The sequence below is a fragment of the Streptomyces corchorusii genome, from assembly GCF_001514055.1.
Classification (GTDB): domain Bacteria; phylum Actinomycetota; class Actinomycetes; order Streptomycetales; family Streptomycetaceae; genus Streptomyces; species Streptomyces olivaceoviridis.
The window spans coordinates 252,009-263,712 of sequence record NZ_KQ948355.1; the positions used below are offsets into that span (position 1 = coordinate 252,009).

General features: G+C 72.9%; 10 protein-coding genes. 3 read left to right on the plus strand and 7 right to left on the minus strand.

Going from position 1 to position 11,704, the window contains the following annotated elements; all coding sequences use genetic code 11:
* Positions 1 to 8: 8 nt before the first annotated feature.
* Genes AQJ11_RS14010 through AQJ11_RS14030 form a run of 5 tightly spaced genes read right to left on the minus strand, consistent with a single transcriptional unit; the run spans position 9 to position 4,644 of the window.
* The gene (locus AQJ11_RS14010; protein WP_014670399.1) at positions 9 to 935 is read right to left on the minus strand and encodes a 3,4-dihydroxyphenylacetate 2,3-dioxygenase; all 927 of its coding nucleotides are present in this window, start codon (positions 933 to 935) and stop codon (positions 9 to 11) included.
* Positions 928 to 2,391: an aldehyde dehydrogenase gene (locus AQJ11_RS14015; RefSeq protein ID WP_059263257.1), complete on the minus strand. Its 1,464-nt coding sequence runs from the start codon at positions 2,389 to 2,391 to the stop codon at positions 928 to 930. Before AQJ11_RS14015 ends, AQJ11_RS14010 begins: the two co-directional genes overlap by 8 nt.
* A gap of 35 nt (positions 2,392 to 2,426) precedes the next feature.
* Complete coding sequence (locus AQJ11_RS14020; RefSeq protein ID WP_058079059.1) at positions 2,427 to 3,233, minus strand: acetoacetate decarboxylase family protein; 807 nt, start codon at positions 3,231 to 3,233, stop codon at positions 2,427 to 2,429.
* Between the two features lie 10 nt (positions 3,234 to 3,243).
* On the minus strand, positions 3,244 to 4,452 hold the full coding sequence (locus AQJ11_RS14025) for an NAD(P)/FAD-dependent oxidoreductase (RefSeq protein WP_058079060.1): 1,209 nt from the start codon (positions 4,450 to 4,452) through the stop codon (positions 3,244 to 3,246).
* 3 nt (positions 4,453 to 4,455) lie between these two features.
* Positions 4,456 to 4,644 carry a ferredoxin gene (locus AQJ11_RS14030; protein WP_014670403.1) on the minus strand — a complete coding sequence of 63 codons (189 nt, stop codon included), beginning with the start codon at positions 4,642 to 4,644 and terminating at the stop codon, positions 4,456 to 4,458.
* A 338-nt stretch (positions 4,645 to 4,982) separates the two neighbouring features.
* Between AQJ11_RS14030 and AQJ11_RS14035 the strand changes: the two genes are divergently transcribed.
* Together AQJ11_RS14035 and AQJ11_RS14040 are read left to right on the plus strand one after the other, a co-directional pair.
* On the plus strand, positions 4,983 to 6,338 hold the full coding sequence (locus AQJ11_RS14035; RefSeq protein ID WP_059263258.1) for a glutamine synthetase family protein: 1,356 nt from the start codon (positions 4,983 to 4,985) through the stop codon (positions 6,336 to 6,338).
* Between the two features lie 37 nt (positions 6,339 to 6,375).
* Positions 6,376 to 7,668, plus strand: a complete 1,293-nt coding sequence (locus AQJ11_RS14040) for a cytochrome P450 (protein ID WP_014670405.1) — start codon at positions 6,376 to 6,378, stop codon at positions 7,666 to 7,668.
* Between the two features lie 52 nt (positions 7,669 to 7,720).
* On the opposite strand, the gene AQJ11_RS14045 is transcribed toward AQJ11_RS14040, so the two are convergent.
* The gene (locus AQJ11_RS14045) at positions 7,721 to 9,187 is read right to left on the minus strand and encodes a carboxylesterase family protein (RefSeq protein WP_059263462.1); all 1,467 of its coding nucleotides are present in this window, start codon (positions 9,185 to 9,187) and stop codon (positions 7,721 to 7,723) included.
* Positions 9,188 to 9,303: 116 nt separating this feature from the next.
* Here AQJ11_RS14045 and AQJ11_RS14050 point away from each other — a divergent pair, with 116 nt between their 5' ends.
* Positions 9,304 to 10,281, plus strand: a complete 978-nt coding sequence (locus AQJ11_RS14050) for an Lrp/AsnC family transcriptional regulator (protein WP_208616503.1) — start codon at positions 9,304 to 9,306, stop codon at positions 10,279 to 10,281.
* Positions 10,282 to 10,555: 274 nt separating this feature from the next.
* Here AQJ11_RS14050 and AQJ11_RS14055 read toward each other — a convergent pair whose 3' ends face one another.
* Positions 10,556 to 11,674, minus strand: a complete 1,119-nt coding sequence (locus tag AQJ11_RS14055) for a hypothetical protein (protein ID WP_059263259.1) — start codon at positions 11,672 to 11,674, stop codon at positions 10,556 to 10,558.
* Positions 11,675 to 11,704: the final 30 nt, after the last annotated feature.

The window sequence follows — 11,704 nt, forward strand, 5'->3', positions numbered from 1 at the left end:
TACGTCGGCTAGATACGGCTGTGAGGGGTGCGCGGGGCGGGCAGGCCGGTGCCGGTCCAGCCGTCGGCCGGGCGGTCAAACCAGAGGTGGACCTGGCCGGTGCCGATCGAGTTCTCGTACTCGCCGTACTGGCGGGCCCGGGCGACGCACGCCTGCTCGCCGAGGGCGCCGGCCATCATCAGGTAGTGGAAGAACCTGGCCTCGGGCCGGTACTTCCAGAACTCGTCCATGGTGTCGAGGACCTTGTCGTGGCGGCCCTCCTTGAACCAGGCGATGCGCTCGCAGTCGGCCTCGCGTGCCTCGGGGGTGAAGATGTGCGCCGGGTCGCTGGACTCGTGGTCGCGCAGCTCGCGCAGCGGCCAGAAGGTGTGGGAGAGCGCGCCGGAGGCGATCAGCAGCACCCGGCGGCCCGGCGTCGCGGCGATGCCGTCGGCCAGGGCGCGGCCCAGGCGCAGGTGGTCCTCCATGTCGCCGGTCTGGCAGACGCCGATGGTCACCCACCGCTTGTCCGGCAGGCCCTCGCCGAGGAACTTCCACAGGTTGATCGTGGCGTAGTAGACCGGCAGGTACTCGTCGTCGATCGCGGTGATCCACGTGCCGTGCCGGTCGGCGAACGAGGCGATGTTGCGGGCCAGTTCGGGGTCGCCGGGGAAGTCGTACGGCATCCGGCACATGCCCCGCGGCAGCTCCTCGGAGGTGAACAGCCCGGCGCGGCGGCCCTGCGCGGTGACGACGAACTCGACGGTGGTGGCCCAGTGCGAGTCGAGGACGACGACGGTGTCGTAGTCGTCGCGCTCGAAGACGTCCTCGCGGAGCTGCTCCAGGCCGGTGACGAGGGTGATCTCCTTGCCCTCGTTCAGCTCCAGCCGGGTCTCCCTCGGGAGCACGATGGTGGGGACGTGGGCGAGCAGTCCCGCCCCGACGATCTCACCCATGGTCCTTGAATCCCTTCGGCGCGGTGACGGTGTTCTTCACGTCGCAGTAGAAGTCGAAGCTCCAGGTGCCGCCCTCACGGCCGACGCCGGACTGGCGGGAGCCGCCGAAGGGGGCCTGGAGGTCGCGGACGAAGAAGCAGTTGACCCAGACGGTGCCCGCGACCAGGTGCGCGGTGACGCGCTCGGCGCGCTCGCGGTCGCCGGTGGCCACGGTGGCGGCGAGGCCGAACCGGGTGTCGTTGGCGAGGCGGACCGCCTCCTCCTCGGTGGTGAACGTCTGCAACGTCAGGACGGGGCCGAAGACCTCCTCCTGGACGATCTCCGCGTCCTGCGCCACGTCCGTGAGCAGGGTCGGCGCGTAGTACAGCCCGTCCCCGCGGTGGCCGCCGACGACCGCGCGGGCGCCCGCCGCGAGGGCGCGCCGCACGAAGCCGTCGATCTTCTCGACCTGGCGGGGGTGGATGTTGGGGCCGATGTCGGTGGCCTCGTCGCGCGGGTCGCCCTGCTTGAGCCGGGCCGCCTTCTCGGCGAAGCGGGCGGTGAACTCCTCGGCGACGGCGTCCTCGACCAGGATACGGGTGGCGGCGAGGCAGACCTGGCCGGCGTTGTCGTACTGCTCCACCGCGAGGTCGACGGCGAGGTCGAGATCGGCGTCGGCGAAGACCAGCAGCGGGGACTTGCCGCCGAGTTCGAGGCTGAGGGGCGTCAGGTTGGCGGCGGCCGAGGCGGCGATGCGCTGGGCGGTCGGGACCGAGCCGGTGAAGCTGATGCGCCGTACGTCCGGGTGCGAGGTGAGCGCGTCGCCGATCTCGGAGCCGTAGCCCTGGACGACGTTGAGGACGCCGGCCGGGAGTCCGGCCTCGGCCGCGATGTCCGCGAGGAGGGAGGCCGTCAGCGGGGACCACTCGGCGGGCTTGAGGACGACGGTGTCGCCGGCCGCGAGCGCCGGGGCGACCTTCCACGTCGCCAGCATCAGCGGCGCGTTCCACGGGGTGATCAGGACGCACGGGCCGGCCGGGTCCCAGCTGACGTGGTTGGTGTGCCCGCGCGTCTGGAAGTCCTCGTGGTCCAGTCGCAGCAGCCAGTCGGCGAAGAAGCGGAAGTTGTGGGCGACCCGGGGCATCACACCGCGCCGGTGGGAGCGCAGGAGGGCGCCGTTGTCGCACGTCTCGACGATGGCCAGGTCTTCGAGGCGCTTGTCGACCCCGTCGGCGATGGCGTGCAGGATGCGGGCGCGCTCGGCCCGCGGGGTGGCGGCCCAGCCGGGGAAGGCCGCCTTGGCGGCGGAGACGGCCGCCGCGGCCTCCCGCGCGGTGCCGCGGGCGATCTCGCCCAGGGTGCTGCCGTCGATGGGCGAGACGTCGGTGAACGTGCCGGTGGAGGCGACGCGTTCACCGCCGATCCAGTGCCGGGTGTTGACGGCGACCCCGGCGACGGTGGTGAGGTGTGCGCTCATGGTGCTGGGCTCCTGGGGGTGGGTGCGGTGCGGGATCACTCGGCGCCGGAGGTGTTCGACTCCAGCAGTCGGCCGCCGTCCCAGACCACGCCCACCTGCCGGTAGTACGCGGCGATCGGCTCGCGGACCTCCAGCCGGGCCAGTTCCTCGGTGGGCGAGTCGAACAGCTCCAGGTCGGCGTCGCCGATCCAGGACTGCCCGCCCTCGAAGGAAGCGGCGCCGGACTCGACCAGCTCGTCCAGGGCGAGGCCCTTGCCCTTCTCGATGGAGGGCAGCCAGCGGTGGTGGGCCATCGGGTGGCCGTTGACGAAGCCGTTGGTCTGCGACGGCTCGCGCAGCGTGACGACGGCCTGGGCGAGGCGCCGGTCGGCGGCGGCCAGGGTGGCGCCGAAGCGGGCCCCGGCCTCGATGCGGGGGGCGGGCCCGTAGGGGTGCGGGCGGGTCTGGTGGATGGAGCCGAGCTTCTTCGGGTACCCCTGGTGCAGTCCGCGGGCGATGGCGAAGTCCTTGTCCACCCAGATGTAGACGCAGCGGCTGTAGGTCTGCCCCCGGTACATGCAGCGGACGACCGCGAAGGCCTCCTTGTACTGGGAGCGCACCGGGTCCAGCAGTTCCTCTCCGGAGGCGGCGCAGGACTGCCAGTCGGCCCAGACCAGCGCGACCGCGCCGGGGTCGTCGGCGGCGAGTTCGAGCGGCTCGGGGAGCAGTTCACGCACCCGGGCGGGATCCGTGCGGTACTCGACGGTGAGCAGGTCGCCGGAGTAGCGCCAGGGCGGGGAGGGGATCAGCGACGAGGCACCCGTCGCCGTCTTGGGGAAGAAGTATCCACGAACGCTGGTCACTTGGGGTTCCTTACGCGGTGAGGGCGGGCTGCGCGAGCAGTTCGGCGCGGTAGCGGGCGGCGGCTGCCGCGGCGGCCGGGCCGCCGAGGGCGACGACACCGACGAGGCGGCCCGCGGTGTGGTAGCCGGCCACGACGTCCCCGTCCGGGTCGCCGTCCAGGACGCGTACGTCGTCCTTGCCGAGGGCGGGGGCGCCGAAGGACTGGAGCCGGAAGTCGTGCTGGTCGCTCCAGAAGGTCGGCAGCGGCGCGAACGGCGGGAGTCCGGCGTCGCCGCCGCCGAGGTGGGCGGCGAGGACACGGGCGGCGTGCTTGGCTGTGTCCGTGGGGATCGACCAGTGCTCGACGCGGCGCGGTACGCCGTCGTAGCGGGCGTTGGGGAAGCGGGCGACGTCGCCGACGGCGACCACGTCGGGGCGTCCGCCGGCCCGCAGGTGCCCGTCGGTGAGCACGCCGTCCGTCAGGTCGAGGCCGTTGCCGTCGAGCCACTCGGTGTTGGCGAGGGAGCCGACGCACTCGACCACGACGTCCGCGGCGAGGACCGTGCCGTCGGCCAGGACGACTCCGGTGACCCGGTCGTCGCCCGCGAACCCGGTGACCCCGGTGCCGAGGGCGAAGCGGACACCCCGCTGTTCGTGCCGACCGAGCAGCGCCTTGGCGAGCTGGTCGCCCAGGGGGCCGACCATGGGCAGCGGCAGCGGGTCCACCACGGTGACCTCGGCGGCGCCCAGGGCCACGGCGGTCGCGGCGACCTCGCAGCCGATGAATCCCGCGCCGACGATCACCACGCGCGCTCCCGGCCGGGTCAGCGCCTCGCGCAGTCCCTGGGCGTCGGCCAGCGTGCGGACCGTGTGCCGTCCGGTGACGGGGCCCGGGCAGCGCAGCCGCCTCGGGCGCATGCCCGTGGCCACGACGAGTCCCCGGTAGGCGAGGGCCTCGCCGTCGTCGAGTGTGACGACACGCCGGTCCAGGTCGGCCGCGACGACCTTGGTGCCCAGCCGCCAGCGCACGTCCGCGACGCTGGCCCGGGGCCGGAAGGCGAGCGACTCGAACGGGGCCTTGCCGGCCAGGACCTCCTTGGACAGCGGCGGCCGGTTGTAGGGCATGTGGGGTTCGTCCCCGATGAGGGTGATCGGCCCGTCCCAGCCGGCGGCGCGCAGCTGCTCGGCCGCGCGCAGGCCGGCCATGGACGCGCCGGCCACGACGACGGTCGCGCTCATGGCTCAGTCCTCGATCCGGATGGCCTGGAGCGGGCAGACGTCGGCGGCCTCCTCGACCTCGTCCCGGAGCGCGTCGTCGGGGTCGGGGACGTAGGCCAGGTGTCCGGCGTCGTCGAAGCGGAAGACGTCGGGTGCCGCGAAGACGCACTGGCCGTGGTCCTGGCACTTGTTCATGTCGACGACGACCTTCATGGCCGGTCCTCCTGGTGCTGAGGGGGGGCGTCGGGGAGAGGGAAGAGGGGCCCGGACCGTGCGGGCCGGGCCCCGGCCACAGGGGTGCGGATGGCCCACACCCCCAACTCGTTTGGCTTCAAACAACATAGGAACGGGCCGGGCCCTGGTCAATAGCTATCCGCATGGATAAATTTCTGCGACAGGACCCTTGCGGGAAGGTGACACCCCTCCCTACCGTTTGGCCTCAAACAAACCGGCGGCCACTGCCCCTCCCCGCAGTCCGGGGCCGCCGCCCCTCCCCTCCCCCAGCGCTCCGAGCTCTGGGAGGCGCCCCCTTCCCCTTTGAGGAGACACCGGTGAGCGCATCCGACACCTCACCCGTCCGCCACCACATGGAGCGGCTGGCCGCCGAGGGCATCGACGTGGTCCGGGTGACCTATCCCGACCTCATCGGCACCGAACGCGCCCGGGACGTCCTGCTCGACCATCTGCCCGCCGCCTGCGACCACGGGCTCGCCTTCTGCCGTGCCGTCTACCACACCAGCCCGCAGGGTGACGTGGTCCCGGTCTCCGGGGGCCTGGACGCCGGTCTGCCCGACATCTGCGTGCGCCCCGACCTCGGCACCCTCACCGCCCTGCCGTGGGAGCCCGGAGTGGCCACCTGCCTGGGCGACGTCACCGACCCGGCCACCGGGGTGGCCGCCCCGGAGTCCCCCCGCGACCTGCTGCGCGCCGTCGTCGACCGATGTCACGAGCACGGGCTGCGCCCGGTGGCCGGCCCGGAACTGGAGTACTTCCTCTGCGACGCCGCCCCCGGCACCCCCGCCGGCTGGCGCCGCTACGACGAGGAGGCGGGCGTCGTCTACACGGCGGGGCTGCGCGCCGACGGGGACAACCACCTGCTGCGCACCCTGCGCCTGCTGCGCCAGATGGACCTCGGCGTCACCAGCGGCAACCACGAGTTCGACGGCTCGCAGTTCGAGATCAACCTGACCCACGGCGACGCCATGGCCGCCGCCGACCGCGCCTTCCGCTTCAAGGCGGCGATCAAGGAACTGGCCCGCAGGGAGGGCCGCCTCGCCACCTTCATGGCCAAGCCCTTCAACGGCGTCGGCGGATCAGGTTTCCACCTCCACCTGTCCTGCGTGGACGACCGGGACGCCAACGTCTTCGACGACCCGTCCGCCCCCTACGGCCTCTCCGCCACCGCCCGCCACGCCGTGGCCGGCATCCTCGGCCACGCCCCCGCACTGGCCGCGCTGGCGAACCCGACGATCAACTCCTACAAGCGCTTCGGCCCCGACACCCTCGCGCCCTGGCTGATCGACTGGGGCCTGGACAACCGCAGCGCCATGATCCGCATCCCACCGGAGCGCGGCTCGGGCTCCCGTCTCGAACTGCGCCTCGGCGACGCCAGCGCCAACCCCTACCTGCTGATCGCGGGAACGCTCGCGGCGGCGCTGCTGGGTGTGCTGGCCGGCGAGGAGCCCCCCGCGCCGCTGGAGGGCTACGGCTACGACACCGCGAAGTCCGCCGTGCTGCCCATGGGCCTGCCCGCGGCCCTCGACGCCCTGGAGGCGGACACGGCGCTGGCCGAGGTACTCGGCAAGGACTTCACCACCTCCTACCTCGCGTACAAGCGCGACGAGGTCGCGCGCTTCCAACGGCACGTCACCGACTGGGAGTTCACCGAGTACGCCTACCACCTGTGACGCCGGCCCGCCCGGGACACCGAGGAGCACACACCCCATGACCACCACCGCCCAGTCCGTGACCGACGCCGTGCGCGAGCCGCTGCCGCTGGCCGACGTCGACCTCGCGAACCTCGACCACTTCACCGACGGCGTCACCCCGTGGCGCATGTTCCACACCCTGCGCCACGAGGCCCCCGTCCACTGGCAGCCCGAGGAGGCACCCAACTCCGGTTTCTGGTCCCTCACGCGGCACGCCGACATCGCCCGCGTCGACCGCGACGCGGAGACCTTCACCTCGACGAGGTTCGTCAACCTCGAAGAGGTCGACGACGACCAGATCAAGAAGCGCGCCTCCATCCTGGAGCTGGACGGGGTCCGCCACCGTGCCCTGCGCAGCCTGCTCCAGCGGCAGTTCGGCGCGAGCGTCATCAACAGCTACGCCGACTTCCTGCGCGGTCTGACCGCGACCACCCTGGACGCGGCCCTGGCCAAGGGCACCTTCGACTTCGTCAAGGAGGTCTCCGCCGACTTCCCCATCAACGTCCTCGCCCGGCTCCTGGACGTGCCCCCGGAGGACAACCAGCAGCTCATCGACTGGGGCAACCGCATCATCGGCAACACCGACCCCGACTACGCGGACGTCCTGCTGCACAGCGAGGAGAGCGAGAAGTACCGCGACCTGCCCTTCCGCTCCCCCGCCTCCCTGGAGGTCTTCGCCTACGGCCGCGAACTGGCCCGGCAGCGACGCGGCGGCACCGGCACCGACCTGATCTCCAAGCTGGTCAACGAGACCCCCCGCGACGGCGTCCCCCTGTCCCCGCAGGACTTCGACAACTACTTCCTGCTCCTGGTCGTCGCCGGCAACGAGACCACCCGCCACACCATCACCCACTCCATGCTGGCCCTCATCCAGCACCCCGAGCAGCTCGCCCGCCTCCAGGAGGACCCCTCCCTCATCCCGACGGCGGTGGAGGAGTTCCTGCGCTGGGCCTCCCCCGTCTACCACTTCCGCCGCACCGCCACCCGCGATGTCGAACTGGGCGGCAAGCACATCAAGGAGGGCGACAAGGTCGTCATGTGGTTCGCCTCCGGCAACCGCGACGAGGAGGTCTTCGGCAACCCCTACGACTTCGACGTGACCCGGCGGAACAACGACCACATCACGTTCGGCAAGGGCAGCCCCCACCTGTGCCTGGGCAACCTGCTGGCGCGCACGGAGATCCGCATCATGTTCGAGGAGCTGATTCCCCGCCTGGCGGACATCAAGCTGGCCGGGGACGTCCCGCGGGTCCGCTCCAACTTCGTCAACGGCATCAAGAAGCTGCCGGTCGAGGTCACCCCGGCCTGACGGCCACAGCGGCCCGGCCCGCGACGTCATCGGGGTCGCCCGCGACCGTCGTTCACCGCTCTGCGCCGAAGTGGCGGACGCGGGCGGCGGTCGCGGGGACGTAGGGCAGCCAGTCACTCACCGTTCCGGCGGCGACGAACCGGGCGAGAGCGCTCGCGAACGCGCGGCCCAGCGCGCGCTGCGCATCGCCGGCCCCGGCGAGTACGGGGCTGTCGGGGTAGGCATCGAAGGTGTCGAAGAGGAAGGGCAGTTCGGCGCAGTGGGTGGCGCCCAGGCCATACGGGTCGTCGGTGGGGGCGTAGTCGAACTGGTAGACGTAGGCGGTGTTGCCGCCGGCCGCATGGTGGTCGGCGATCTCCAGTGAGCCGTCGCGGAAGAGTCCGTCGGTCTGCGCCGCGGTGAAGATCCGGGCCGGTGTCGCCTGCGGGTGCCGGGCGGCGTGCCGCTGGTAGGCGTCCTGGGCGGCCTCCCGGCCGACCTGGGCGGTGAGTGCGTCCAGCGCGGTGGCGGCGGTGAGGTTCTGGACGCGGGGATCGAAGGCGAAGAACGCCGTCGCCTCGTCGCGGGTGGTGCCGATCAGCAGCGGCTTGCCCTCCAAGGCGCCGTCGGCGAGGGCCTGCTGCCGGGTACGGGGCATACCGGGGGCGCCGAGGACCGGATACATCGGCGGGGCGGCGTTGCCCGGGGCCGCGAGCTGCGCGGAGAGCCGGCCGTAGGCGTCCAGCAACCGCTCGGCCGGCAGCGCGCGCAGGGTCTTCGCGGGGTCGGCGCCGGCCGGGACACCCAGCAGGCGCAGGTAGGCGTCGGCGTGCTCGGCGGCCTGGTGGGGATCCTGCGGGCTCAGGCCGAAGGGACCGCTCTCCAGCAGCACCCGGGTGACGGACCCGCTCGTTTCGGAATCGAGCGCGAGCGACAGGGCCGAGTACGCCCCGGCGGACTGCCCGCCGACGGTGATCGTCCGCGGGTCGCCGCCGAACGAGGCGATGTTGTGCCGCACCCAGCGCAGGACGGCGGCCTGGTCCTGGGAGCCGAGGTTGGCCGCGCCGATCTCCGGCAGGTAGAGGTAACCCAGCGGTCCCACCCGGTAGTTGGCGGTGACGACCACGATGTCGCCCAGAGCGGCGAGGCGACCGCCGTCGTACCAGTCCCAGCCGCCGGAACCGCTGGTGAAGCCGCCGCCGTGCCACCAGAGCAGGACCGGCCGGGCCGCGCCGTCCGCCGCGGCCCGGCGCGGTGCGAAGACGTTGACGGTCAGGCTCCCGTCCTCGTTCCAGTCCGGCACGCGCCGCCCCTGCACCCGCTCCAGCCGGGAGGCCGCCTGCGGGACGGACGGGCCGGCCTGTGCCGCCTCCCGCACGTCCGTCCAGCCCGGGTGCGCCCGCGGCGGCGCGAACCGCAGTTCGCCGACCGGCGAGGCGGCGTAGGGGATCCCCCGGAAGGAGACCGCCTCGCCCTCCGCGATTCCCCTGACCTTGCCCCGGTCGGTGTCCACGACCGTGCGCTCGATGCCAGCGGTCACCGTGCCCACCTGCTTTCTCTCGTCTCGGTTGCCCTGGGACGTTTCTAGGCCGGAACGAGAATCCGAGCCAGAATTGACCACTGTCATCGAGGAAGAAGGACATTGGATCTTCGTTCATGGAGAAAGTGCGCCACCAGATGAACGCGACGGACAGCCGGATCGCCGCCGCGCTGCTGGCCGCCCCGCGTGCCTCCTGGCGCACGGTCGGCCGCGTCCTCGGGATCTCGGAGCGCACCGTCGTACGCCGCGCGGCACCGCTGTTCGGCGACGGCACACTGCGCGCCACGGCCGTACGCAACGCCGCGCACTTCCCCGATCTGATGCCGCTGGCCCTGCGCATCCGCTGCCGGCCCAACCGGATCAGCGCCATCGCCGCCACCCTCGCCCGCCGCCCCGACACCCTCTGGGTCGACGTCCTCGGCGGCGGCGACGAGATCTGCACCATCCTGCACCTGGACGGACCGGACGCCCGCAACAACCTGCTGCTGCGCGACCTGCCCGCCACCCCTGCGGTCCGGTCGTGGACCTCGCACGTCCTGCTCCGGGTCTTCCCGGCCGCCTTCGACTGGAGCGGCGGCCTGCTGACCGAGGCCGAGCTGGCCGGGCTGCGCCCGAACCCGCCCGCGGCGCCCGCCCGGCCCGTCCTCCAGCCCCTCGACCACCGGTTGATCAGGGCCCTGACCGAGGACGGGCGAGCCTCCTACACCGACCTCGCGCGACGTGTCGGCACCACCGCGCTCACCGCCCGCCGCCGTGTGGAGGCGCTGGTGGGCGGCCAGGTGCTCAGGCTCGCCACCGAAGTCGATCTCGCCCGGCTGGGTGTCCGCGCCGAGGCGCTCCTGTGGGTCACCGTCGCGCCCGGCGCACTGGAGGAGACCGGGCAGCAGCTCAGCCGCCACCCACAGGTCCGCTTCGCGGCGGCCACCACCGGCTCCGCCAACCTCCTCGTGGCCGTCGCGGCAGCCGACCTCGACGCGCTCTACCGCTTCCTGACCGACACCATCGGCGCCCTCGAACACATCACCGCCCTTGAGGTCACCCCCATCCTGACGGGGGTCAAAAGGACCGGTCTGGTCCGGCCGGGAAGCCTCTGAGCGGGCAGGACGCGGCCTCCCCGCTCGCTTCGTCTTCCGGCCCGGTGAGCCGGGTGGCGAGGAGGTAGGCGACGGTGACGTCGCGGTATTCCTCGCCGGGCACGACCCTGTCGGGCAGGCGGGTCCGGTCGCTGCGGCTCGTCGACTCCCGCTCCCCGGTGCCGGGGAAGCGGACGGCTGTCCTGGGTTCCTCCGCGAAACGCAGACGCTCGGCGTGGACCGTCGACCGGAACGAGATGTCCCACGCCCGGCTCTCCGTTGCCGCGCCTGCCGTTCAGGGCGGCTCCTCCCGCTCTTCGGTGGTGCGGTGGCGACGGGGCCGGAGTGCCGGCTTGCCGTCCTCGGTGCCCGCTCGGCGCGCGCGGGTACCTTCCTGGTCCCGGACGGCCCGGCGCCGGCCCTCCGCGGCCTTGCGCACCGCACCCCGTCCGGCGGACCCGGTGCGATGCGCGGTGCCGCCCGCCGCGTGCGGGACGTCCGCGGTGGCCCGTCCCCCGTCCCGCGCTGTTTCGCCCGCCGCGTGCGGGACGTCCGCGGTGGCGCGCCCGCTGTCCCGTGCCGCTTCGCCCGCCGCTTGAGTCACGCCTGAAGCCGTCTCGGCCACCTTCCCCGTGGCGGCGCCGACCTCCGCACCGGTCTCGCCGACGACGCGGCTCGCCTCACCGCCGGCCTCCTCCACCACGCGCCCGGCAGCGGTGCCCACGTCCCGGACGGCGCTCCCGGCCCCCTGGCCGATGTCCTCGGCCACCGAGCCGACGCCGTGACCGACGTCCTGTACGGCGGCCCGGGCGCCCAGGCCGACGTCCTGGACTGCCCTGCCGGCCCCCGTACCCAGCTCTCCGACGGCCTGACGGGCTCCGCCACCGACGTCCCGCACAGCGGACCCGACTCCCCGCGCCACCTCACGCAGGATCTCCGGATTGCGGTCGAGCGTGGTCAGTACGCGGTTGATGATCGAGGCGACATTGTCGAGACGGACCCTGAGCTGAGCCTGCGCCTCCACCCCCGAGATGCCCAGGTGCACCCGGCCCAGCGCGACGTCGGCGCCCACGTTCAGCTTCACCAGGTCGAGCACCTCGGCTTGCAGCGAGACGTGCGCGCGCAGGTCCTCGACGTCCAGGTCGATCTCGTCGACCTTCAGCACCGGGACGTCGAGGAAGACGTCGGGGTCGGTACCGGCGGCCAGCCGCGCGCCGGTTGTCCCAGCGCCGGGGACGGCCGCGGTCCCGTGAGCCGTGGCGGTGCTGCCGTAGGGCTCCGGCTCGACGTCGTACGGCTCGGGCTCGGTGTACTCGTCGATGTCCTCGGTGATGTCCTGGGCGTCGGGTTCCCCGTCGTACGGGCCACGCTCCTCGGCGGCCCCCTCGTCGTTGCCTGCGTTGCCCTGCGCCACCGCGCCTCCCCGAGTCAGCCGCCACTTTCC

Bases quoted from the DNA above. Each gene is read 5' to 3' on its own strand.
- AQJ11_RS14010 (WP_014670399.1), bottom strand. From the start codon at position 935: ATGGGTGAGATCGTCGGGGCGGGACTGCTCGCCCACGTCCCCACCATC.
- AQJ11_RS14015 (WP_059263257.1), bottom strand. From the start codon at position 2,391: ATGAGCGCACACCTCACCACCGTCGCCGGGGTCGCCGTCAACACCCGG.
- AQJ11_RS14025 (WP_058079060.1), bottom strand. From the start codon at position 4,452: ATGAGCGCGACCGTCGTCGTGGCCGGCGCGTCCATGGCCGGCCTGCGC.
- AQJ11_RS14030 (WP_014670403.1), bottom strand. From the start codon at position 4,644: ATGAAGGTCGTCGTCGACATGAACAAGTGCCAGGACCACGGCCAGTGC.
- AQJ11_RS14040 (WP_014670405.1), top strand. From the start codon at position 6,376: ATGACCACCACCGCCCAGTCCGTGACCGACGCCGTGCGCGAGCCGCTG.
- AQJ11_RS14050 (WP_208616503.1), top strand. From the start codon at position 9,304: ATGGAGAAAGTGCGCCACCAGATGAACGCGACGGACAGCCGGATCGCC.